Source organism: Rathayibacter sp. AY1D9, from assembly GCF_002932395.1.
Taxonomy (GTDB): domain Bacteria; phylum Actinomycetota; class Actinomycetes; order Actinomycetales; family Microbacteriaceae; genus Rathayibacter.
On sequence record NZ_PSVQ01000002.1, the window covers coordinates 171,274 to 192,953 of the forward strand.

Sequence of the window (21,680 nt, forward strand, 5' to 3'; positions counted from 1 at the left end):
TCAGGTGACCGGGCCGGTCCACTTCTCGCCCGGGCCCTTGCCGATCGGGTCGGCGATGGGGGACGCCTCGCGGAACGCGAGCTGGAGGGTGCGGAGGCCGTCGCGCAGGCTCCGGGCGTGCATGTCGCTGATGTCGGGCGCCCCGGCCGTGACCAGGCCCGCGAGCGCGTTGATGAGCTTGCGCGCCTCGTCGAGGTCGACCTGCGCTCCGGGCTCGTCGGCGAGTCCGCACTTGACGGCGGCCGCGCTCATCAGGTGCACGGCGGCGGTGGTGATGATCTCCACCGCCGGGACCTCCGCGATGTCGCGGGCGGCCTCCACGTCGGAGGCTCCGCCGTCCTCGCCGAATCGTCGCGTGTAGTCGTCGTCGTACTGGGCCATGGGTCCTTCGTTCGTCGTCCGTGGTGGAGGGGCGCGGCCGCCGGAGCAGAGGATCGAGGGGCGGCCGGATCCGGTCTGTCGGGCGGGCCGCCGGTCTGCTATGGTTGTCCGGGCTCCGAGGCATGTCCTCGGTTCGAAAGTGGAGATTCTCCCACCCGCGCTTGACCGCTTCACAAGGTTACCGGGTCAGAAGCACTCCGCCCCCGAGGGTCGTCAGACCACCGGAGGCAGGGCTGCGGCTCTCGAGGTCCGCCTCGGGAACCGCGTCACAGGGTGCGAGCGCCGTGCTGCAGGCACGACGTGGACGGGACGATCACCTCTCTCGGGTGCGCTGGAGAAGACTCCGGCAGCGCAGCTGCACTCACCGAGATCAGAGGAGAAACGCAATCAGCGATCCCCGTACCAACGACCGTATCCGCGTCCCCGAGGTCCGCCTCGTGGGTCCCGCAGGAGAACAGGTCGGCGTCGTCAAGATCGAGGTCGCCCTGCGACTCGCGCAGGACGCAGACCTGGACCTGGTCGAGGTCGCCCCCAACTCCAAGCCGCCCGTGGCCAAGATCATGGACTACGGGAAGTTCAAGTACGAGCAGGCTCAGAAGCTCAAGGAAGCCCGTCGCAACCAGGCGAACACGATCCTCAAGGAGGTCCGTTTCCGCCTGAAGATCGACAAGCACGACTACGAGACCAAGCGCAAGCGCGCCGAGGGCTTCCTCAAGGCCGGCGACAAGGTCAAGGCGATGATCCTCTTCCGCGGTCGCGAGCAGTCGCGCCCCGAGATGGGCGTCCGCCTGCTCCAGCGCTTCGCGGAGGACGTCGCCGAGTTCGGCCAGGTCGAGTCCACCCCGACCATCGACGGTCGCAACATGGTGATGGTCATCGGCCCGCTGAAGAACAAGTCCGAGGCGAAGGCCGAGGCCAATGCGGTCCGCGCCGCTCGTCGCGAGGCCAACACCCCCGAGGACACGGCCGAGGCCGAGTCCGTCTAGTACTTCGCCGCCCCGGCCTCGGGGCCGGTGGACGCCCCGCTCGCGGGGCACCGGTTTCGCCCCGCCGAGCGCGGAGTGACGTTCACAAGGAGAGAACATGCCCAAGATGAAGACCCACTCGGGTGCCAAGAAGCGCTTCAAGGTGACCGGCTCCGGCAAGGTCATGAAGCAGCAGGCCGGCATGCGGCACAACCTGGAGTCCAAGTCCAGCGTTCGCACGCGCCGCCTCAACCAGGACCAGGTCCTCGCCCCGCAGGACGCCAAGGTCGCCAAGAAGCTTCTCGGTCTGTAGCCCACCGCCGGCGCAGCCCGCTGCGCCGCGTGGTCGCTACTCAGCCGACACGGATCGATAGGAAGAAACAGCAATGGCAAGAGTGAAGAGGGCCGTCAACGCCCACAAGAAGCGTCGCGTCATCCTCGAGCGCGCCTCGGGCTACCGCGGCCAGCGGTCGCGCCTCTACCGCAAGGCGAAGGAGCAGGTCACCCACTCCCTCGTCTACTCGTACCGCGACCGCCGCGCCAAGAAGGGCGAGTTCCGTCGTCTCTGGATCCAGCGCATCAACGCCGCGTCCCGCGCGAACGGCCTGACCTACAACCGCTTCATCCAGGGCCTCGCCCTGGCCGGCGTCCAGGTCGACCGCCGCATCCTCGCGGACCTCGCGATCACCGAGCCGGCCACGTTCGCCTCGCTCGTCGCGACCGCGAAGAGCGCGCTGCCCGCCGACACCTCGGCGCCCAAGGCCGCAGCGTAGTCAGCACGGCTTCCCGGAGGGGGTCGCGACCGAGAGGTCGCGGCCCCCTCCGTCGTTCGCGGGCCCTCCCGCGCCGTGTCTGCGGGGGCGGCGATCACCGCGCCGATAGGCTCGCCGCATGCTCGACAACCCCCGCTCTCCCCGTGTCCGCTCCGTGGCGAAGCTCACCCGCCGCCCGGCCCGGCTCGAGACGGGGCTCTTCCTCCTCGAGGGCCCGCAGGCACTCTCCGAGGCGCTGCAGTACCGCCCGGAGCTGATCGTCGAGTCGTTCGCGACTCCGACCGCTCTGGAGCGGCACCCCGAGATCGTCGCCGCGGCCGCCGAGGCGGAGGTGGAGATCGAGTACGTGACCGAGGACGTCCTCGACGCGATGGCCGACACCGTCACTCCGCAGGGCTTCGTCGCGGTCTGCCGTCAGTTCCCCACGTCGCTCAAGGACGTCGTCGCCTCCGAGCCGCGCCTCGTGGCGGTGCTCGAGGAGGTCCGCGATCCGGGCAACCTCGGCACGATCATCCGTGCCGCCGACGCAGCCGGCGCTGACGCGGTCGTGCTGTCCGGCCGCTCGGTCGACCTCTACAACCCCAAGGTCGTGCGCTCCACGACCGGCTCGCTCTTCCACCTCCCGGTCGCGGTCGGCGCCGACCTCGCCGACGTGCTGGTCCGGCTCCGCGGCGTGGGACTGCGCTCCGTCGCGGCCGACGTGAAGGGGGAGGACCTGCTCGACGTCCGCGCCCGCGGGGACCTCGCCCAGCCGACCGTCTGGGTCTTCGGCAACGAGGCGCGCGGCCTCGAGGACGAGTCGCTCGCCCTCGTCGACGGCGTGGTGGCGGTGCCTATCTACGGGGCGGCGGAGTCGCTGAACCTCGCGACCGCGGCCTCCGTCTGCCTGTACGAGAGCGCCTTCGCGCTGCGTTCCTGAGAGGAACCGGGCCGAGGGTGCCGCGAACCTGGAGAACAGGGCGCGTTGTTACCCTTCGGTTAAGAATTCCCTCATGATTTGACCGGCCCATCCCCGTGTGCTTCTCTGACGGCATGGTCACAGCCCCGCAAGACGAGCGCGCCGCCGCTCCCGCCGGTGAACCCCTCGTCGTCCTCTCCGGGGTGCAGAAGCACTACGGCGACTTCCAGGCTCTGAAGGACATCGATCTGACGGTGCACCGGGGCGAGGTCGTCGTGGTCCTCGGCCCCTCCGGATCCGGCAAGTCGACGCTCTGCCGCACGGTCAACCGGCTCGAGACGATCTCGGGCGGCACCATCACCATCGACGGTCAGAAGCTCCCGGAGGAGGGCAAGGGCCTCGCCGCGCTCCGCGCCGACGTCGGGATGGTCTTCCAGTCGTTCAACCTCTTCGCGCACAAGACGATCCTCGAGAACGTCACCCTCGGCCCGATCAAGGTCCGCGGGCTCTCCCGCAAGGACGCGGAGGCCCAGGCCACGGCGCTGCTCGACCGGGTCGGCGTCGGCCACCAGGCCGCCAAGACCCCGGCCCAGCTCTCCGGCGGGCAGCAGCAGCGCGTCGCGATCGCGCGGGCGCTGGCGATGAAGCCCAAGGTGATGCTGTTCGACGAGCCGACCTCGGCGCTCGACCCCGAGATGATCAACGAGGTCCTGGACGTGATGGTCGGGCTCGCCAAGGACGGGATGACGATGATCGTCGTCACCCACGAGATGGGCTTCGCCCGGAAGGCCGCCGATCGCGTCGTGTTCATGGCCGACGGCGAGATCCTCGAGGACACCGACCCTGAGTCGTTCTTCACCGCGCCCCGCACCGACCGGGCCAAGGACTTCCTCTCCAAGCTCATCACGCACTAGAAGCGCGATCAGCAGCCACCAGGCAGGTCGGACCCGTGACCCGGGAGCCGACCCGACATCGCCCGCTCCGGCGGGCCGAACCCCAGGAAGGACGATCATGCGCACCAGGCTCATGTTCATGACCGCGGGACTCGCGGCAGCGACCCTCGCCCTCGCCGGCTGCTCCGGCGACGCCGGAACCGCCGGCGGCGGCGCCGGTGGAGGCTCCGAGGGAGGGACCTCCGCGTACGAGGTCGCCTCCGACGTCACTCTCGAGGGCAGCCCGACCTTCGACGCGATGACCGCGGACGGCAAGGTCGTCATCGGCGTCAAGGAGGATCAGCCCGGGCTGGGCTACCTCGACGCGGCGACCGGCGAGCGCTCCGGCTTCGACATCGAGATCGCCAAGTGGACCGCCGCCTCGCTCGGCTTCGCGGCCGACGCCATCGAGTTCCAGGCGATCCCGTCGGCCAACCGCGAGGCGTCGATCGTGAACGGCGACATCGACTACTACGTCGGCACCTACTCGATCACCGACAAGCGCAAGGAGCAGGTCGGCTTCGCCGGACCCTACTTCGAGACCGGCCAGCAGCTGCTCGTCGCGGCCGACAACGACACGATCACCGGACCGGACGACCTCACCGCCGACACCACCGTGTGCTCGGCCACCGGCTCCACCCCGATCCAGAACATCCGCACCAACTACCCCGAGGTGAAGACCGAGGAGTTCGACACGTACTCGCAGTGCGTGGACGCCCTCTCCGACGGCACCGTCGACGCCGTCACCACCGACGGCGCGATCCTGATCGGTTACGCCGCTCAGAAGCCCGACGAGCTCAAGGTCGTCGGAGAGCCCTTCAGCACCGAGCTCTACGGCATCGGCCTGCCGAAGGACGACGACGCCCTGCGCCACTTCGTCAACGGCATGCTGACCGACGGCGGCGAGACCTGGAGCGCCATCTACGACGAGACGCTCGGCCAGTCCGGCACGACCGTCACCCAGCCGGCGGTGAACGACTACTAGGAGGCGCCCCGGGCGGCCCGACCGCCGCCCGGGGGTCCCCTCTCCTCGACCACCACCACCGCTCCGACAGAAGGGCCAGCCGCATGGATGTCCTGTTGAACAACCTCGACGTCTACGTCCCGGCCTTCGGCAACACCCTGATCCTCTTCAGCGTCTCGCTCGTGTTCGCCCTGCTGATCGGCACGGTGGTCGGCGCGATGCGCGTCTCGCCCGTCCCGATCGCCCGCGCGGTCGGCACGGTGTACGTGAACACCATCCGGAACACCCCGCTCACGCTGGTGATGTTCTTCTTCGCCTTCGGCTACCCCAAGCTCGACCTGCCGCAGGTGGACTACACGAACCTGGCGATCTGCGCCCTCAGCCTCTACACCGCGACCTACGTCGCGGAGGTGCTGCGCTCGGGCATCAACACCGTGCCGATCGGCCAGGCCGAGGCCGCCCGCGCGATCGGCCTCGACTTCGGCCTCACGATGACGCAGGTCGTCCTGCCCCAGGCCTTCCGCTCCGTGATCCCGCCGCTCATGAGCGTCCTGATCGCGCTGCTGAAGAACACCACCGTCGCCGCCGGCTTCTCGGTCGCGGAGGCGGGCACCATCGTCCGCGTCCTCAACGAGCGCGGCGAGAACAGCCTCATCGTCGTCCTCTGGGTGGCCCTGGTCTTCGTGGTCCTGGTCACCCTGCTCTCGCTCGTCCAACGTCAGCTCGAGAAGAAGTGGAGGGTCGCCCGATGAGCTCCGTCCTCTTCGACAACCCCGGCCCCCGGGCCGTCGTGCGCAACCGCGTCATCGGCGTCGTCGTCGTCCTGCTGATCGCGGCGTTCCTCGGCTTCGTGGTCTGGCGCTTCGCGGAGTCCGGCCAGTTCGACGCCTCCAAGTGGCGCGCGTTCGGCTACCCGCTGGTCTGGCAGAGCATCGGCGGCGCCCTCGGCCGCACGCTCGCGGCCTTCGCCACGGCGGGCGTCGCCAGCCTCGTCCTCGGCCTCCTCCTGGCGATCGGCCGGCTCTCGGACCGGCGCTGGATCAACGTCCCCGTCACGCTCTTCATCGAGCTGTTCCGGGCGATCCCCGTCCTGATCCTGATGATGCTGATGTACTACGGCCTGCCGTTCGCTGGCCTCAAGCTCAGCCCCTACCTCGCCGTCGTCATCGCCCTGACCCTCTACAACGGCTCCGTCTTCTCCGAGATCTTCCGCGCCGGCATCGAAGCCCTCCCGCGAGGACAGAAGGAGGCGGGCTACGCGATCGGCCTGCGCAAGTCCGGCGTGATGCGGCTCATCCTGTTCCCCCAGGCGATCCGCTCGATGCTGCCCGTGATCATCGCCCAGCTCGTCGTCGCCCTCAAGGACACGGCGCTCGGCTCGATCATCACCTACAACGAGCTGCTGTACTACGCGCGCTACCTGGGCAACCAGTCGAGCCTCGACAGCCCGATCATCCCGGCGGCGATCGTCATCGGAGCGATCTACATCGGCATCTGCCTCCTCCTCTCGGGGCTGGCGAAGTGGATCGAGATCCGCACGAAGAGCGGCGGACGCGGCGGCCGCACCATCGGCGGCCACCCCGCAGCCCGCGCGCAGACGGACACGCAGCTGATCGCTGTGCAGGATTGAACTGTGAGGATCGCCCGAGGGCGATCCTCACCGCGGTCGGCTTCCTGACGGGGTCGGGTTCCGCAGAGCGTCCTGCGTCCGGCCAGGAGGAATCGCTCGCACGCGATTCCTCCGTTCGCCTCGAGGGTCCGGCGATCGCTCAGCGCATCGAGCGGTGGTGCTCCGCTCCGGCGTCGTCGACGCGGAGGCGGTGGTGATCGGGGAGTCGCGATCGATCCGGGCGTCTTCTCGTCCTCCCGCCCGGCGGTGCCCCCCCTCCTGCCGGTCGAGCAGCCTCCGACCCCGGCGTAGCGAGAACCCCGCCCCTGCTGGTCGAGCAGCGCCGGCGGCGGGGCTTCGAGGGCCGTCGGCGCAGACGGTGGCCTGGCCGCGGGCGAGCGCGACGAGCACCGCGCGCGGGCGGCGGGAGGGGGCGGAGGCCCTCGCCTACACTGGGGGATCGTGTCAGACAGCAACCCGATCACCGATGAGGCCGTCTCCGCGGCGGTCGCCGACGCCCTCGCCGCCATCGGCGCGGCGGGCGACTCCGCCGCTCTGAAGTCCGCCCGAGCCGCCCACCTCGGCGAGGGGTCCGCCCTCGCCCGCCTCAACGCGCGGATGCGCTCCGTCCCGCCCGAGCACAAGGCGGCGTCCGGCAAGCTCGTCGGCGGTGCCCGCAAGCAGGTGGGCGACGCCTACGCCGCCCGCGAGGCCGAGCTCGTCGAGGCCGAGGACGCGGCCGCGCTCGAGGCCGAGCGCGTGGACGTCACCGCCGGTGCCAGCTTCGTGCGCCGCGGCGCCCGCCACCCCCTCTCGCTGCTCCAGGAGTCGATCGCCGACGTGTTCGTCGGGATGGGCTGGGAGATCGCGGAGGGGCCGGAGCTCGAGAACGAGTGGTTCAACTTCGACGCCCTGAACTTCGACGAGGACCACCCGGCCCGAGCCATGCAGGACACCTTCTTCGTCGACCCCGTCGACTCGCACCTGGTGCTGCGCACGCACACCTCGCCGGTGCAGATCCGCTCGATGCTCGAGCGCCCGCTGCCGCTCTACGTGATCGCTCCCGGACGGGTGTACCGCACCGACGAGCTCGACGCGACGCACACGCCCGTGTTCACGCAGTTCGAGGGCCTCGCCGTCGACCGCGGCCTGACCATGGCGCACCTGCGCGGCACCCTCGAGCACGTCGCGCGGATCCTCTTCGGCGACGACGCGCGCATCCGCCTGCGCCCGAACTACTTCCCCTTCACCGAGCCCAGCGCCGAGCTGGACGTCTGGCACCCGACCTTCGTCGGCGGTGCCCGCTGGATCGAGTGGGGCGGCTGCGGCATGGTGAATCCGAACGTGCTGCGCGCGGCCGGGATCGACCCGGAGGAGTACTCCGGGTTCGCCTTCGGCATGGGGATCGAGCGGACCCTGATGTTCCGCAACGACGTGAAGGACATGCGCGACATGGTCGAGGGCGACGTCCGCTTCAGCGAGCAGTACGGGATGGTGATCTGATGCGCATCCCGCTGAGCTGGCTGGGGGAGTACGTCGACCTCGAGCAGGACGTCACGACGGAGTCCGTGCACGCGGCCCTGGTGTCGGTCGGCCTGGAGGAGGAGGACGTCCACCGCTTCGAGGTGACCGGCCCTGTCGTCGTCGGCGAGGTGCTCGACCTCGCTCCGGAGCCGCAGAAGAACGGCAAGACCATCAACTGGTGCCACGTCCGCGTGGCTCCGGAGGGCGGGCGGGCCGCCGACGGCGGAGAGGACGTCCGCGGCATCGTCTGCGGAGCCCACAACTTCGCGGCCGGCGACAAGGTCGTCGTGTCCCTGCCGGGTGCGGTCCTGCCCGGGCCGTTCCCGATCTCCGCGCGGAAGACCTACGGGCACGTGTCCGACGGGATGATCGCCTCGAGCCGCGAGCTCGGCCTCGGGGACGACCACGAGGGCATCCTCCGCCTCGCCTCGCTCGGGCTCGACCCGGAGCCGGGCACGGACGCCGTCGCGCTCCTCGGTCTCGACGACGCCGCGGTCGAGGTCAACGTGACGCCCGACCGCGGCTACGCCTTCTCGATCCGCGGCATCGCCCGCGAGTACGCCCACGCCACCGGAGCCGCCTTCCGCGACCCCGCTCGGGCGCTCCCTCCGCACGAGCGCACGGAGACGGCGCCCGTCTTCCCCGTGTCCGTGGCCGACGAGGCGCCGATCCGCGGCCGTGTCGGCGCCTCCGTGTTCGTCACGCGCGTCGTCCGGGGCGTCGACGTCTCGCGACCGACGCCGCCGTGGATGCTCGCGCGACTGCGCCTGGCCGGCGTCCGCTCGATCTCGCTCGTCGTGGACATCACCAACTACGTGATGTTCGAGCTGGGCCAGCCGCTGCACGGCTACGACCTGGCGACCCTGCAGGGCGGCATCGTGGTGCGGCGCGCCGCGCCGGGGGAGACCCTCGAGACGCTCGACGGCCAGACCCGGCGCCTGCACGCGGAGGACCTCGTCATCGCCGACGACGGCGGGGCGATCGGCCTCGCCGGAGTGATGGGGGGCGCGCGCACCGAGATCTCGGACGCCACGTCCGACGTCCTGCTCGAGGCGGCGAACTTCGACCCGGTCTCGATCGCCCGGACGGCTCGCCGGCACAAGCTGCCGAGCGAGGCGTCGCGGCGCTTCGAGCGCGGCGTCGACCCCGAGGTGGCCTCGGTCGCCGCGGCCCGGGCGGTGCAGCTGCTGGTGGAGCTCGCCGGCGGCACGGCGGACGAGCTCGGCTCGGTCCTGGCCGACCCGCGCACGGCGGAGCCGGTCGAGCTGCCGGACGGCTACGTCGCAGGCCTCATCGGCGTGGAGTACACCCCGGAGGAGATCCGCGGCGCGCTCGTCGAGATCGGCGCCTCCGTCGAGGCCGGCGGAGCGGGCCTGCTGGTGACTCCGCCGAGCTGGCGCCCGGACCTCGTCGACCGCGCCTCGCTCGCGGAGGAGGTCGCCCGCATCACCGGGTACGACCGCATCCCGGCGATCCTGCCCGTCGCGCCTCCCGGCCGCGGTCTGACCCCGGGCCAGAGGCTGCGCCGCACCCTCGCCCAGGCGCTCGCCGCCGCGGGTCTGACCGAGGTGCTCTCGTACCCGTTCCTCTCGCGCTCGATCAACGACCGGCTCGGCTCGGTCGACGGGGAGCCGCAGGAGCAGATCACGCTCGCCAACCCGCTCGACGCGACCGCGGGCCAGCTGCGGATCTCTCTGCTGCCGGGTCTCGTGCAGGTCGCGGCCCGCAACCGCTCGCGCGGCCTGACGGATCTCGCGGTCTACGAGCTCGGCTCCGTCTTCCTCCCGGCCGCCGGCGGCCCGTTCGGCTCCGGGGCGCTCCCTGCGGGCGGGGCGCGTCCGTCCGCGGAGGTCGAGGCCGAGCTGAACGCGGGCATCCCACCGCAGCCGCGGCACCTCGCGGCGCTGCTCACGGGTGCCGCCGTCGTGCGCCAGCCCGGTGTCGCCGGCCGTGACGTCGACTGGCGCGACGCCCTCGACGTGGTCCGCGAGGTCTCCGCGGCGACCGGCACCGAGCTGGTGCTGCGCCAGGGGGCCCACGCCGCGCTGCACCCGGGTCGCACCGCCGAGGTCGTCCTCGACGGCGCGGTCATCGGCCACGCGGGGGAGCTGCTCCCGGCGCTCGCCGAGGAGCTCGACCTGCCGCGCCGCGTCGCCGTGGTCGAGCTCGACCTGGAGCCGCTGCTCGCGCGGGCCGGGAGGGTCGTCGTGGCCCGCCCGGTGGGCGCGCTGCCCGCCGCGACCCAGGACCTCTCGCTCGTCGTGCCGGTCGGCACCGCGGCGGCTGACGTGCGCGCCGCCGTCGCCGAGGGGGCGGGCGAGCTGCTCGAGGCGATCCGCCTGGTCGACGACTACCGCGGCACCGGGCTCTCCGAGGGGACGAAGTCGCTGACCTTCGCGCTGCGCTTCCGCGCGCCGGACCGCACGCTCACCGCGGCCGAGGCGACGGCCGCGAAGGAGAACGGCGTGGCCGTGGCGGCGGAGCGCTTCGGCGCCCGACTCCGCGAGTGAGGCCGGGGGTCCCGTCCGGTTCGGCCGGGCGGTGCCCCGCACCCGCACCGGCTAGGCTCTCGGGCATGACTTTCTCCGTGGCGGTGGCCGGTGCGAGCGGCTACGCGGGCGGCGAGCTGCTGCGACTGCTCGCCGACCACCCCGAGTTCGAGGTGCGCACGGTGACGGCGCACGCCAACGCGGGTCAGCCCCTCATCGCCGTGCACCCGCACCTCCGCTCGCTCCGCGACCTCGTCCTCGTCGACACGACGACCGGGAACCTCGCCGGGCACGACGTCGTCTTCCTCGCCCTCCCGCACGGGAAGTCGGGCGAGATCACCGCGACCCTCCCCGAGGACGTCCTCGTCGTCGACTGCGGCGCCGACCACCGGTTGACCGACCCGCAGGACTGGGCCGACTTCTACGGGGGCGACTTCGCCGGGGCCTGGCCCTACGGGCTCCCGGAGCTGCTGATCGGCGGCGGCGGACGCAAGCAGCGCGAGGCGCTCGCCGGAGTGCGGCGCATCGCCGTCCCCGGCTGCAACGTCACGGCGATCACGCTCGGCCTGGCCCCCGGTCTGCACGCCGGAGTGATCGAGTCGTCGGACCTCGTCGCGGTCCTCGCCGTCGGCCCCTCGGGTGCGGGCAAGAGCCTGCGGACCGACCTCCTCGCCAGCGAGCTCCTCGGCTCCGCGCACGCCTACGGCCTCGGCGGAGCGCACCGTCACAATCCCGAGATCCGGCAGAACCTCCTGCTCGCCGGAGCCGGACCCGTCTCGATCTCGTTCACGCCGGTCCTCGTGCCGATGTCCCGGGGCATCCTGGCGACCTCGACCGCGCGCCTCGCTCCCGGCGTCTCGGCGCAGGACGTGCGCGCCGCGTGGGAGACCGCCTACGGCGACGAGACCTTCGTCCAGCTGCTCCCGGAGGGCTCCTTCCCCCGGACGGCCGACGTGGTAGGGGCGAACACCGCTCTGATCGGACTCGCCGTGGACGAGCGGGCCCGCCGCGTCGTGGTCGTCTCGGCCATCGACAACCTGGTCAAGGGCACCGCGGGCGCGGCCGTCCAGTCCACCAACATCGCCCTGGGACTCCCGGAGTCCCTCGGCCTGAGCGTGAACGGAGTCGCGCCGTGAGCGTCACCGCAGCAGCAGGGTTCCGGGCGGCCGGAGTCGTCGCCGGGCTCAAGTCGACCGGAGCGCGCGACGTCGCGCTCGTGCAGAACCTCGGCCCGCTGCAGAGCGCCGCCGCGGTCTTCACGAGCAACCGCTGCAAGGCGAATCCCGTCCTCTGGAGCGAGCAGGTGATGCGCGACGGCGTCGTCTCGGCGATCGTCCTCAACTCCGGCGGCGCCAACTGCTACACGGGTGCTCAGGGCTTCCAGGTCACCCACCGCACCGCGGAGCTCGTGGGCGAGAGCCTCGAGGTGTCCGCCGGCGACGTGCTGGTGTGCTCCACCGGGCTGATCGGCGACCAGCTCGACCTCGCGAAGCTCACCGCCGGCGTGACCGGCGCCTCCGCCGAGCTCGCCGGGGGACCCGAGGCGGGCGAGGCGGCCGCCCGCGCGATCATGACCACCGACACGGTCCCGAAGCAGGCGGTGGTCCGCTCCGAGCAGGGCTGGAGCATCGGCGGCATGGCCAAGGGCGCCGGGATGCTCGCGCCGGGTCTGGCGACGATGCTGGTCGTGATCACGACCGACGCGGCCCTCGAGTCCGCCGCTCTCGACATCGCCCTGCGCGCCGCGACCCGCGTCACCTTCGACCGCCTCGACTCGGACGGCTGCATGTCGACGAACGACACCGTCGCACTGCTCGCGAGCGGCGCCAGCGGCGTGGAGGCCGACGCCGACGAGTTCACCGCGGCCCTGACCGCGGTCTGCCGCGCCCTCACCCTGCAGCTGCAGGCCGACGCGGAGGGCGCCGACCACGACGTCGCGATCCGCGTGCTGAACGCCGCGACCGAGGACGAGGCCGTGGTCGTCGCCCGCGCCGTCTCCCGCAGCAACCTGTTCAAGGCCGCGATCTTCGGCAAGGACCCCAACTGGGGCCGCGTCCTCGCCGCCGTGGGCACGACCGATGCGCAGTTCGACCCGTACGGCATCGACGTCGCGATGAACGGGGTGCAGGTCTGCCTCGCGGGCGAGCCGCACGAGAGCCGCGACCTCGTCGACCTCGCCCCTCGGCAGGTCGCCGTCGACATCGACCTGCACGCCGGCGACGCGACGGCCACGATCTGGACCAATGACCTCACGCACGACTACGTGCACGAGAACTCCGCGTACTCGAGCTGAGGCGGCCATGAGCGACGACACCACCCTCTCGGCCGAGAGCCGCGCCGAGCGCGACGCCGCACCCGGGAAGGCCGCGACGCTCATCGAGTCGCTGCCCTGGCTGCAGAGCTTCCACGGGCGCACGATGGTGATCAAGTTCGGCGGCAACGCGATGGTGTCGGAGGAGCTGCAGCGCTCCTTCGCCCAGGACATGGTCTACCTGCGCTACGCCGGGATCCGCCCCGTGGTCGTCCACGGCGGCGGGCCGCAGATCTCGCGGATGCTCGACCGGCTCGGGATCGAGAGCGAGTTCCGGGGCGGCTACCGGGTCACGAGCCCCGAGGCGATGGAGGTGGTGCGGATGGTGCTCACCGGCAGCATCAGCCGCGACATCGTCCGCCGGATCAACGAGCACGGCCCCCTCGCCGCCGGCATCTCCGGTGAGGACGCGGGCCTCTTCGTCGGCCGCCGCCGCGGTGTCGTGATCGACGGCGAGGAGCACGACCTCGGACTCGTCGGAGACGTGATCGCTGTGGACCCCGCCGCCGTCCTCGCTCAGCTCGAGGCCGGCCGGATCCCGGTCGTGTCCTCGATCGCCCCCGATTCGGACGACCCCACGCAGTCGCTGAACGTCAACGCCGACGCCGCCGCCGCCGCGCTGGCCGTCGCGCTCGGCGCCGAGAAGCTCGTCGTCCTCACCGACGTGGCCGGCCTCTACTCCGACTGGCCCGACCGCGAGTCGCTCGTCTCGCACATCCGCTCGGACGACCTCGCGGCTCTGCTGCCCTCGCTCGAATCGGGCATGATCCCCAAGATGACCGCCTGCCTCGACGCCGTGCGCGGGGGAGTGCCCAAGGCCGCCATCATCGACGGCCGCATCCCGCACTCGATCCTGCTCGAGGTGTTCACCTCGGAGGGCATCGGCACCGAGGTCGTCGCCTCGCTCGACCCCCGCGACCGGGAGCGAATGTCGGGCCGCTGATCCTCAGCGGCCCCGGCTCCGAGCGCCCGTCCCGTCCGGGACGCGCGCACCGTCGGCCCTCGCGGCCGGACCGCTCCGATCGAAAGGCCACCATGTCCACCCCCACGACCGCGTCCCGCACCGGCTCGGCGCGCGACCGCTACTCCGCCGCGATGATGCAGACCTTCGCGCCGCCGCTCGCCGTGCTCGAGCGCGGTGAGGGCTGCCGGGTCTGGGACGTCGACGGGCGGGAGTACCTCGACTTCCTCGGCGGCATCGCCGTCAACTCGCTCGGCCATGCGCATCCCGTGTTCGTCGAGGCCGTGACGCGCCAGGCCGGTGCGCTCGCCCACGTCTCCAACTACTTCGCGACCGCCCCGCAGATCGAGCTGGCCGAGACCCTGCGCCGCCTCACCGGGGCCGGGGAGACGGGCCGCGTCTACTTCGCCAACTCGGGCACCGAGGCCAACGAGGCGGCCTTCAAGCTGGCGCGGCTGAACGCGGCCGGCGGCCGGCACCGCGTCCTGGCGCTGCAGAACGCGTTCCACGGGCGGACGATGGGCGCGCTCGCGCTGACCGGCAAGGCGGCCATGCGCGCGCCGTTCGAGCCGATGCCGGGAGGGGTCGAGCACCTCGAGGCGAGCGTCGAGGCCCTCGAGGCGGCTCTCGACGAGTCCGTCGCCGCGCTGATCGTCGAGCCCATCCAGGGGGAGGCGGGCGTCATCCCGCTGCCGGCCGGCTACCTCGAGCGCGCGCGGGAGCTCACCCGCGAGCACGGCGCGCTGCTCATCGTCGACGAGATCCAGACCGGGGTCGGGCGGACCGGACGCTGGTTCGCGTACCAGGAGGCGGGGATCCTGCCCGACGCCGTCACCCTGGCCAAGGGGCTCGGCGGAGGCTTCCCCGTCGGAGCGCTGGTGACCTTCGGCGAGGCGTCCGACCTCCTGCAGAAGGGCCACCACGGCAGCACGTTCGGCGGCAATCCGCTCGCGACCGCCGTGGCCGGAGCCGTGCTCGCCGAGATCGAGCGCGCCGACCTTCTCGGCAACGCGCGGGAGCGCGGGGCGCAGATCGTCGACGCGCTGACCGCTCTCGACTCGCCCCTGATCGGAGGGGTCCGCGGCGCGGGCCTCCTCCTGGGCATCGCCCTGACCCGGCCGGTCGCCGCCGAGCTCGCCGCCGCCTGCCTCGACGCCGGCCTGATCGTGAACGCGGCGAACGACTCGAGCGTCCGGCTCGCGCCTCCGCTCGTGGTGACCGCCGCCGACGTCGCCGAGTTCGCCGAGCGCTTCGGCCGCGCACTGCAGACCCTCTGACCCCGTACCTCCACCGAAAGCGACCAGCACCGTGACCCGCCACTTCCTCCGCGACGACGACATCACTCCCGCCGAGCAGGCCGAGATCCTCGACCTCGCCCTCGAGCTCAAGCGCGACCGCTTCTCCCGGAAGCCCCTCGCCGGGCCGCAGACCGTCGCCGTGATCTTCGACAAGTCCTCCACGCGCACCCGCGTCTCCTTCGCGGTCGGCATCGCCGATCTCGGCGGCAGCCCCCTGATCATCTCGACCGCGAGCAGCCAGCTCGGCGGCAAGGAGACCGCCTCCGACACGGCGCGGGTCCTGGAGCGCCAGGTCGCCGCCATCGTGTGGCGCACCTACGCGCAGTCGGGCCTGGAGGAGATGGCGCGCAGCACGCGCGTGCCGGTCGTCAACGCGCTCTCGGACGAGTTCCACCCGTGCCAGCTCCTCGCCGACCTGCTGACCATCCGCGAGCACCGCGGTCGCCTCGCCGGCCTCACGCTCACGTTCTTCGGCGACGGAGCGAGCAACATGGCGCACTCGTACCTCCTGGCGGGGGCCACGGCCGGCATGCACGTCCGCATCGTCTCTCCGGAGTCGTACTCGCCGGACGCGGCGGTCCTGGCCGATGCGCAGCGCATCGCAGCGACCACCGGCGGATCGGCGATCACCACGACCGACCCCGACGAGGGCGCGGCCGGCTCCGACATCGTGATCACGGACACGTGGGTGTCGATGGGCAAGGAGGACGAGAAGGCGGCGCGCGTCGCGACCTTCGGCGCCTACCGGGTCGACGCGGCCACGATGGCCGCTGCCGCTCCCGACGCGCTGTTCCTGCACTGCCTGCCCGCGGATCGCGGCTACGAGGTGACCGCCGACGTGATCGACGGCCCGCAGAGCGTGATCTGGGATGAGGCGGAGAACCGCCTGCACGCGCAGAAGGCCCTGCTCGTGTGGCTCCTGGAGCGCGCCGGCACCGCCGACGCGGCTCAGTAGACTCGACAGCCGAACCCGAGGAGAACCATGACGGAACGACCCTCCGCCCGCGCGGGCGAGGCCGGAGCCCTCTGGGGCGGCCGCTTCGCCGGCGGCCCCTCGCCCGAGCTCGCGGCGCTCTCGAGGTCGACCCACTTCGACTGGCAGCTCGCCCCCTACGACCTCGCCGGCTCCCGCGCCCACGCCCGAGCGCTCGCCGGAGCGGGCTACCTCGACGACGCCGAGCTCACCGCGATGCTCGCGGCGCTCGACCGGCTCGAGGCTGCCGTCGCCGACGGGAGCTTCGCCGCCGACGAATCCGACGAGGACGTGCACGGCGCCCTCGAGCGCGGCCTGATGCTCGAAGCCGGTCCCGAGCTCGGCGGCAAGCTCCGCGCGGGGCGCTCGCGCAACGACCAGATCGCCACCTTCGTCCGGATGTACCTCCGCGACCACGCGGCGCTCGTCTCGGAGCTGGTGGTGCAGCTCATCGACGCCCTCGCCGCGCAGGCGTCGGCGCACCCGACGGCGATCATGCCCGGGCGCACACACCTCCAGCACGCTCAGCCCGTGCTCCTCGCGCACCATCTGCTCGCCCACGGCTGGGCGCTGCTGCGCGATCTGGAGCGCCTGCGGGACTGGGCCGTCCGGGCGGACGTCTCGCCCTACGGCTCGGGCGCCCTCGCCGGCTCGACCCTCGGCCTGGACGCCGAGGCGGTCGCCCGCGATCTCGGCTTCGCGTCGAGCGTGCCGAACTCGATCGACGGGACGGCCAGCCGCGACCTCGTCGCCGAGTTCGCCTTCGTCAGCGCCATGATCGGGATCGACGTCTCGCGCATCGCGGAGGAGGTCATCCTCTGGAACACGCGGGAGTTCGCCTTCGTCACGCTCGACGACGGCTACTCGACCGGGTCCTCGATCATGCCGCAGAAGAAGAACCCCGACATCGCCGAGCTCGCCCGGGGGAAGTCCGGCCGCTTGATCGGCAACCTCACCGGGCTGCTCGCGACCCTCAAGGCGCTGCCGCTCGCCTACAACCGCGACCTGCAGGAGGACAAGGAGCCGGTCTTCGACTCGGTGACGACCCTCGAGGTGCTGCTGCCCGCGTTCAGCGGCATGATCGCGACCCTCACCTTCCACACCGACCGGATGGCGGAGCTCGCGCCCCAGGGCTTCTCCCTCGCGACCGACGTGGCCGAGTGGCTCGTGAAGAAGCACGTGCCCTTCCGGGACGCCCACGAGATCACCGGTGAGCTGGTCAAGCTGGCGGAGTCGCAGGGGAGGGGGCTCGAGGATCTCGACGCCGCCGCGCTCGCCTCGGTGTCGCCGCTGCTCACTCCCGACGTGCGGTCCGTCCTCAGCATCGAGGGATCGGTGGCGAGCCGGGACGGTGTCGGCGGCACGGCTCCCGACCGCGTCGCGGAGCAGCTCGCCCGGCTGACCGAGCGCGTCCGGGTCGTGCGCGGATCCCTCCGAGGGGAACGCCCGTGACTCTTCGAGGAGCGCCGGGCGACGACGGCCGTCCGCCGCTGCGCCCCTGGCAGCAGCGGACTCTGGTGCTCGTCGCCGCAGTCGTCATCGTCGCGGTGATCGTGATCACCCTCGTGTCGGGCCAGAGCTTCTTCTGAGCGCCGACCTCCCCGACCTCGCGCGCTCGGCTCTCGAGGTGGCACCGGAGCTGCTCGGCCGCGTCCTTCTGCACCGCACGCCGGAGGGCGTGGTCGGCGTCCGGCTGACCGAGGTCGAGGCGTACCTCGGAACCGGTGAGGATCCGGGCTCGCATGCGCACCGCGGACCGACACCCCGGACGGCTCCCATGTTCGGTCCGCCCGGATCCGTGTACGCGTACTTCACGTACGGGATGCACACCTGTGTGAACATCGTCTGCTCCCCGGCGGGCACGGCGTCGGCGGTGCTGCTGCGCGCAGGCGAGGTCGTATCGGGGGAGGATCTCGCGATGATCCGGCGCGGACCCGTTCGCAGCCGGGATCTGGCCCGCGGACCCGCACGGCTGGCGAAGGCCCTCGGAGTCCGTCTCACCGAGTCGGGCGACCCGCTCGAGGCGGCGTTCGAGCTGCTGCCGGGGGAGAGGCCGTCCTCCGTGGCGGCGGGCCCGCGCACCGGCGTCTCGGGCCCGGGCGGCGGGGACGACTTCCCGTGGCGCTTCAGCATCCCGGGCGACCCCACCGTCTCGCCCTACCGGAGAGCAGTGCCCCGGCGGCGGCCCGGAGCTCAGCCCGCGAGGTAGAGCCGGGCGAGCACGCCGAGAGCCGCCGACCAGGCGAGGCTCGCCAGCGTGCCGATGATGAACCGCTCGCGCGCCTCCGGGGAGGCGAGCTCGCTGAAGCGGCCGACGCCCTTGATCGCCACCACGACCGCGATCCCCTCGGGGAGACCGCTCATCAGTGCGCCGGCCGTCGCGATCCGCTCGAGGACCCCTATCGTCGTCCCGCCGCGGAGCACCTCGATCGGCTGGCCGATCGCCGAGGGCGCGCTCCCGGCGGCGGGGCGGGAGGATCCGGCGACCATGATGCCGCCGTGGCTGCCGCTGCGGGAATCGGCCGTCGCGAGCCGGAGGGTGAGCAGCACGATCGGCCCGCCGCCCGCGACCGCCAGCGCGAAGGCCAGCACCGCCACCAGGACGGAGTGGATCGGGGGCGCGGACGGTCCGGCGACCGCCGTGAGCAGGAAGGCGGCGGCCGCCGCCACGAGGGGGATCCAGGCGAGCTGCGGACGGCGAAGGCGCACGGCGAGCACCGCACCGGCGAGTCCGGCGAGCAGCACGAGCACCACGCCCGTCCACGAGGCGGACTGCAGCGCGGAGGCGAGGAGCAGGGCGGGGGATCCGGGGGGTGCCGTCATCGGGGTGTCCTCTCGTCGGTGGGGTCGAGCGTACGGTCGACCACTGTCAGCAGGCGCGCGAGCGCGTCACGGGCGGGAGCGTCGACTCGAGCACTCGCCGCGCGGACCCGGAGGCTGACCGCCTGCGGGCTGACGGCGAGGCGCTCGGCCGCATCCTTCTGGGAGAGGCCGCTCTCGAGCAGGTCGACGATCTGCCAGCCGGCCTCGGAGCGCGCGTCGCGCAGCAGGAGGAGCGGATCGATCAGCGCCTGGACGTCCGCCGGTGCCGGCGCCGCCGTTCCCGGTGCGTCCGGATCGAGGGAGAAGCGCGTCGGCCGGCCCTTCGCCGCCTCGACCGCCCGGCGCGCCGCGAAGTACGCCTCCCCGGTCGCCGCTCTCGTGGTCGCGGGGAGTGGCCGGTCGACGGGGCCGATCCCGAGGCCGATGCTCCAGTGGCCGGTCCGGTGCAGCTCGAGCACGAGCGCGACGACGGCATCGGCCCGGTCGAGCACGCACTGGAACTCGTCGCCCGCCGTCCGCTCCGGGGGCAGGACGAACGACGCCCGACCGTCGTCGATCAGGCTCGCGATCGCCTGGTCCACGCGGTCGTGGTCGTGCCTGCTGTCGCGCTGATCCGCGGTGATGACGAACATCGGACCTCCTCGATCAAGTATCGGCACTTGATCGCCCCGGATCAAGCCTGTGCGCTTGACTCCCGGAGACCGGCTCCTTCCCGCCGCGGTAGCCTGGTCGGGTGATCGACCAGCACCTCCCCGGGTCCGCGACGAGCCCGCGGCTCGACCCCGCCTTCGACTCCGTGTGGGACGAGCTGGTCTGGCGAGGCTCGGTGCACGTGTCGACCGATGCGGGAGCGTTGCGCGAGCTGCTGTCGGGGGAGCCGATCACCTACTACTGCGGGTTCGACCCGACCGCGCCCAGCCTCCACCTCGGGAACCTGGTGCAGCTGATCGTCATGCGCCGGCTCCAGCTGGCCGGGCATCGGCCGCTCGGGCTCGTCGGCGGCTCGACCGGGCTGATCGGGGATCCGCGTCCGACGGCCGAGCGGACGCTGAACTCGCGCGAGACGGTGACGGCGTGGGTCGAGCGCCTCCAGGCGCAGGTGTCCCGGTTCGTTCCCGCGGGCGGCGACAACGGGCTGCGCCTGGTCAACAACCTCGACTGGACCGCTCCGCTGTCGGCGATCGACTTCCTGCGGGAGATCGGGAAGCACTTCCGTGTGGGGACGATGCTCAAGAAGGACGCGGTCAGCGCCCGCCTCAACTCCGACGCGGGGATCAGCTACACCGAGTTCAGCTACCAGATCCTGCAGGGACTCGACTACCTGGAGCTCTACCGGCAGTACGGGTGCGTCCTGCAGACCGGCGGCAGCGACCAGTGGGGCAACCTGACGAGCGGGACCGACCTGATCCACCGCACGGAGGGCGTGTCGGTCCACGCGATCGGCACACCGCTGGTGATGAACTCCGACGGCACCAAGTTCGGCAAGAGCGAGGGCAACGCCGTCTGGCTCGACTCCGAGCTCACCAGCCCGTACGCGTTCTACCAGTTCTGGGTCAACACGGACGACCGTGACGTCGCCGACCGCCTGCGGATCTTCACCTTCCTGCCGCGCACGGAGATCGAGCGCCTGGAGAAGGCCGCTGCCGACGAGCCGTTCCGCCGGGAGGCGCAGCGCGCGCTCGCCTGGGAGGTCACGTCGCTGGTGCACGGAGCGGAGGCGACGCGCTCGGTGATCGACGCCTCGGCCGCGCTCTTCGGCAAGGGCTCGCTCGAGGGGATCGACCCGGTCATCCTCCGCGGCGCACTCGAGGCGGTGCCCTCGATGGAGGCGACCCCGGAGACGCCGGCGCTGCAGGCGTTCGTCGAGACCGGACTCGTCGCCAGCACGGGGGAGGCGCGGCGGGCTCTCGCCCAGGGCGGGCTCTCGGTGAACAACACCGCCCTCCCGTCCGAGACCGTCACGCTCGGCGAGCTCCCGTTGATCGATGGGATCGCCGTCCTCCGTCGCGGCAAGAAGAGCTTCGCCGGGGCCTTCGTCCGCTGACCGCGTGCCCGCTCTCCTCGAGCGGACGCGGATGATGACGGCGTCGGCGGTCTCATCAACACGGTGTCCCGTGTCCCGTGTCCCGTGTCCGGTGTCCGGTGTCCGGTAGCCGGTAGCCGGTAGCCGGTAGCCGGTGTCGGGTACCGAGTCGGACACTCAGCGACGCACGGCCCCTGAATCGCGACACGCCCGGGACGCAGGCGATTTGCCGCTCGGCCGAGGCCCGACGTAATGTAACTCCTCGTCACCCCAAAGGAGCGGCAAGCGGGAGTCAGGCGCGGTGCGTCGAGACCAGCTGGCCCACCTCAAGCGGGGACCATCCCCTCGCTCCCAGGCCTGTTAGAGATTCGTCTCTTGAAGACTGCGGGATCGCGAGCGTAAGATGCAAAGCCTCCACAGGACACGGTCCCGGCTTCGTTGCAAGGCCTCACGGCCGAGCCCGGTGCAGCGGTGCGGTCCTCGATCGTGCAGCGAACACCACGAAGAAGCCGGACTTGACACGGCCTGCGGATGTGCTAAGTTAGTCGAGTTGCCACGGAGGCGATCGGGACTTCGGTCCTGACAAGCCTAACCGGTCTCGGCAAGCAAGACAAATCGAGTGGCTCACGCCCTCGTACAGCAAACTTCGATCACTTTCGTTGTGAAGCACCGTTCTGGTGTGGAGGCGGGATGTGTCCGATTCTTGAGAACTCAACAGCGTGCACTATGTTCAATGCCAATTTTATACCCCGGCCT

Annotated in this window: 22 protein-coding genes; 19 read left to right on the forward strand and 3 right to left on the reverse strand. The window is 71.8% G+C overall.

All coding sequences use genetic code 11. The annotated features are described in order from the left end of the window. Nucleotides 1–381, reverse strand: coding sequence for a DUF1844 domain-containing protein (locus tag C5C50_RS02415; protein WP_104313470.1), 381 nt, complete (start codon nt 379–381; stop codon nt 1–3). A 437-nt stretch (nt 382–818) separates the two neighbouring features. On the opposite strand from C5C50_RS02415, the gene infC reads away from it, so the two are divergent. The 18 genes from infC (at nt 819) to C5C50_RS02500 (ending at nt 18,287) form a co-directional block, all read left to right on the forward strand. Then, nucleotides 819–1,367: a translation initiation factor IF-3 gene (infC, locus tag C5C50_RS02420; protein ID WP_374952931.1), complete on the forward strand. Its 549-nt coding sequence runs from the start codon at nt 819–821 to the stop codon at nt 1,365–1,367. 97 nt (nt 1,368–1,464) lie between these two features. Continuing rightward, complete coding sequence (rpmI, locus tag C5C50_RS02425) at nt 1,465–1,659, forward strand: 50S ribosomal protein L35 (RefSeq protein ID WP_055793295.1); 195 nt, start codon at nt 1,465–1,467, stop codon at nt 1,657–1,659. Nucleotides 1,660–1,732: 73 nt separating this feature from the next. Continuing rightward, a complete protein-coding gene (gene rplT / locus C5C50_RS02430) occupies nt 1,733–2,119 on the forward strand; it encodes a 50S ribosomal protein L20 (protein ID WP_104224487.1) in 387 nt (128 codons plus the stop codon). Between the two features lie 118 nt (nt 2,120–2,237). Then, nucleotides 2,238–3,038 carry an RNA methyltransferase gene (locus C5C50_RS02435; protein ID WP_104272762.1) on the forward strand — a complete coding sequence of 267 codons (801 nt, stop codon included), beginning with the start codon at nt 2,238–2,240 and terminating at the stop codon, nt 3,036–3,038. A 113-nt stretch (nt 3,039–3,151) separates the two neighbouring features. Continuing rightward, nucleotides 3,152–3,931 (forward strand): amino acid ABC transporter ATP-binding protein, encoded by a 780-nt coding sequence (locus C5C50_RS02440; protein WP_104224489.1) that lies wholly within the window; start codon nt 3,152–3,154, stop codon nt 3,929–3,931. Between the two features lie 97 nt (nt 3,932–4,028). Continuing rightward, nucleotides 4,029–4,934, forward strand: a complete 906-nt coding sequence (locus C5C50_RS02445) for a glutamate ABC transporter substrate-binding protein (RefSeq protein ID WP_181027238.1) — start codon at nt 4,029–4,031, stop codon at nt 4,932–4,934. Nucleotides 4,935–5,017: 83 nt separating this feature from the next. Next, nucleotides 5,018–5,665: an amino acid ABC transporter permease gene (locus C5C50_RS02450; RefSeq protein ID WP_104224491.1), complete on the forward strand. Its 648-nt coding sequence runs from the start codon at nt 5,018–5,020 to the stop codon at nt 5,663–5,665. Further along, on the forward strand, nt 5,662–6,543 hold the full coding sequence (locus C5C50_RS02455; RefSeq protein ID WP_104224492.1) for an amino acid ABC transporter permease: 882 nt from the start codon (nt 5,662–5,664) through the stop codon (nt 6,541–6,543). The genes C5C50_RS02450 and C5C50_RS02455 overlap by 4 nt, the downstream gene beginning before the upstream one ends. Nucleotides 6,544–6,984: 441 nt before the next feature. Continuing rightward, entirely contained in the window at nt 6,985–8,025 is a 1,041-nt protein-coding gene (pheS, locus tag C5C50_RS02460) for a phenylalanine--tRNA ligase subunit alpha (RefSeq protein ID WP_104272763.1), read from the forward strand. Beyond that, nucleotides 8,025–10,556 carry a phenylalanine--tRNA ligase subunit beta gene (gene pheT, locus C5C50_RS02465; RefSeq protein WP_104224494.1) on the forward strand — a complete coding sequence of 844 codons (2,532 nt, stop codon included), beginning with the start codon at nt 8,025–8,027 and terminating at the stop codon, nt 10,554–10,556. The genes pheS and pheT overlap by 1 nt, the downstream gene beginning before the upstream one ends. Nucleotides 10,557–10,621: 65 nt before the next feature. Then, the gene (gene argC, locus C5C50_RS02470) at nt 10,622–11,671 is read left to right on the forward strand and encodes an N-acetyl-gamma-glutamyl-phosphate reductase (protein ID WP_104226315.1); all 1,050 of its coding nucleotides are present in this window, start codon (nt 10,622–10,624) and stop codon (nt 11,669–11,671) included. Beyond that, complete coding sequence (gene argJ, locus C5C50_RS02475) at nt 11,668–12,828, forward strand: bifunctional glutamate N-acetyltransferase/amino-acid acetyltransferase ArgJ (protein WP_104272764.1); 1,161 nt, start codon at nt 11,668–11,670, stop codon at nt 12,826–12,828. The genes argC and argJ overlap by 4 nt, the downstream gene beginning before the upstream one ends. 7 nt (nt 12,829–12,835) lie before the next feature. Then, nucleotides 12,836–13,789, forward strand: a complete 954-nt coding sequence (gene argB / locus C5C50_RS02480) for an acetylglutamate kinase (RefSeq protein WP_104224497.1) — start codon at nt 12,836–12,838, stop codon at nt 13,787–13,789. A 92-nt stretch (nt 13,790–13,881) separates the two neighbouring features. Continuing rightward, nucleotides 13,882–15,084: an acetylornithine transaminase gene (locus tag C5C50_RS02485; protein ID WP_104272765.1), complete on the forward strand. Its 1,203-nt coding sequence runs from the start codon at nt 13,882–13,884 to the stop codon at nt 15,082–15,084. Nucleotides 15,085–15,115: 31 nt separating this feature from the next. Continuing rightward, entirely contained in the window at nt 15,116–16,060 is a 945-nt protein-coding gene (gene argF / locus C5C50_RS02490; protein WP_104226319.1) for an ornithine carbamoyltransferase, read from the forward strand. Nucleotides 16,061–16,087: 27 nt separating this feature from the next. Beyond that, nucleotides 16,088–17,530, forward strand: a complete 1,443-nt coding sequence (argH, locus tag C5C50_RS02495; RefSeq protein ID WP_104272766.1) for an argininosuccinate lyase — start codon at nt 16,088–16,090, stop codon at nt 17,528–17,530. Beyond that, nucleotides 17,527–17,667 (forward strand): hypothetical protein, encoded by a 141-nt coding sequence (locus tag C5C50_RS16815; protein WP_160034127.1) that lies wholly within the window; start codon nt 17,527–17,529, stop codon nt 17,665–17,667. Before argH ends, C5C50_RS16815 begins: the two co-directional genes overlap by 4 nt. Further along, a complete protein-coding gene (locus C5C50_RS02500; protein ID WP_104226321.1) occupies nt 17,664–18,287 on the forward strand; it encodes a DNA-3-methyladenine glycosylase in 624 nt (207 codons plus the stop codon). The genes C5C50_RS16815 and C5C50_RS02500 overlap by 4 nt, the downstream gene beginning before the upstream one ends. Here the strand turns inward: C5C50_RS02500 and C5C50_RS02505 are convergent. Together C5C50_RS02505 and C5C50_RS02510 are read right to left on the reverse strand one after the other, a co-directional pair. Continuing rightward, nucleotides 18,272–18,901: a hypothetical protein gene (locus tag C5C50_RS02505; RefSeq protein WP_258067611.1), complete on the reverse strand. Its 630-nt coding sequence runs from the start codon at nt 18,899–18,901 to the stop codon at nt 18,272–18,274. The genes C5C50_RS02500 and C5C50_RS02505 overlap by 16 nt on opposite strands. Further along, complete coding sequence (locus C5C50_RS02510; protein WP_104255580.1) at nt 18,898–19,533, reverse strand: DNA-binding protein; 636 nt, start codon at nt 19,531–19,533, stop codon at nt 18,898–18,900. The genes C5C50_RS02505 and C5C50_RS02510 overlap by 4 nt, the downstream gene beginning before the upstream one ends. 101 nt (nt 19,534–19,634) lie before the next feature. On the opposite strand from C5C50_RS02510, the gene tyrS reads away from it, so the two are divergent. Next, nucleotides 19,635–20,945: a tyrosine--tRNA ligase gene (gene tyrS / locus C5C50_RS02515; RefSeq protein WP_104224503.1), complete on the forward strand. Its 1,311-nt coding sequence runs from the start codon at nt 19,635–19,637 to the stop codon at nt 20,943–20,945. Nucleotides 20,946–21,680 lie beyond the last annotated feature (735 nt).

Bases quoted from the DNA above. Each gene is read 5' to 3' on its own strand.
- C5C50_RS02485 (WP_104272765.1), top strand. From the start codon at position 13,882: ATGTCCACCCCCACGACCGCGTCCCGCACCGGCTCGGCGCGCGACCGC.
- pheT (WP_104224494.1), top strand. From the start codon at position 8,025: ATGCGCATCCCGCTGAGCTGGCTGGGGGAGTACGTCGACCTCGAGCAG.
- argB (WP_104224497.1), top strand. From the start codon at position 12,836: ATGAGCGACGACACCACCCTCTCGGCCGAGAGCCGCGCCGAGCGCGAC.
- argC (WP_104226315.1), top strand. From the start codon at position 10,622: ATGACTTTCTCCGTGGCGGTGGCCGGTGCGAGCGGCTACGCGGGCGGC.
- rplT (WP_104224487.1), top strand. From the start codon at position 1,733: ATGGCAAGAGTGAAGAGGGCCGTCAACGCCCACAAGAAGCGTCGCGTC.
- C5C50_RS02510 (WP_104255580.1), bottom strand. From the start codon at position 19,533: ATGTTCGTCATCACCGCGGATCAGCGCGACAGCAGGCACGACCACGAC.
- C5C50_RS02505 (WP_258067611.1), bottom strand. From the start codon at position 18,901: ATGACGGCACCCCCCGGATCCCCCGCCCTGCTCCTCGCCTCCGCGCTG.
- C5C50_RS02445 (WP_181027238.1), top strand. From the start codon at position 4,029: ATGCGCACCAGGCTCATGTTCATGACCGCGGGACTCGCGGCAGCGACC.
- C5C50_RS02450 (WP_104224491.1), top strand. From the start codon at position 5,018: ATGGATGTCCTGTTGAACAACCTCGACGTCTACGTCCCGGCCTTCGGC.
- C5C50_RS02455 (WP_104224492.1), top strand. From the start codon at position 5,662: ATGAGCTCCGTCCTCTTCGACAACCCCGGCCCCCGGGCCGTCGTGCGC.
- rpmI (WP_055793295.1), top strand. From the start codon at position 1,465: ATGCCCAAGATGAAGACCCACTCGGGTGCCAAGAAGCGCTTCAAGGTG.
- C5C50_RS02435 (WP_104272762.1), top strand. From the start codon at position 2,238: ATGCTCGACAACCCCCGCTCTCCCCGTGTCCGCTCCGTGGCGAAGCTC.
- C5C50_RS02440 (WP_104224489.1), top strand. From the start codon at position 3,152: ATGGTCACAGCCCCGCAAGACGAGCGCGCCGCCGCTCCCGCCGGTGAA.
- C5C50_RS02415 (WP_104313470.1), bottom strand. From the start codon at position 381: ATGGCCCAGTACGACGACGACTACACGCGACGATTCGGCGAGGACGGC.
- argH (WP_104272766.1), top strand. From the start codon at position 16,088: ATGACGGAACGACCCTCCGCCCGCGCGGGCGAGGCCGGAGCCCTCTGG.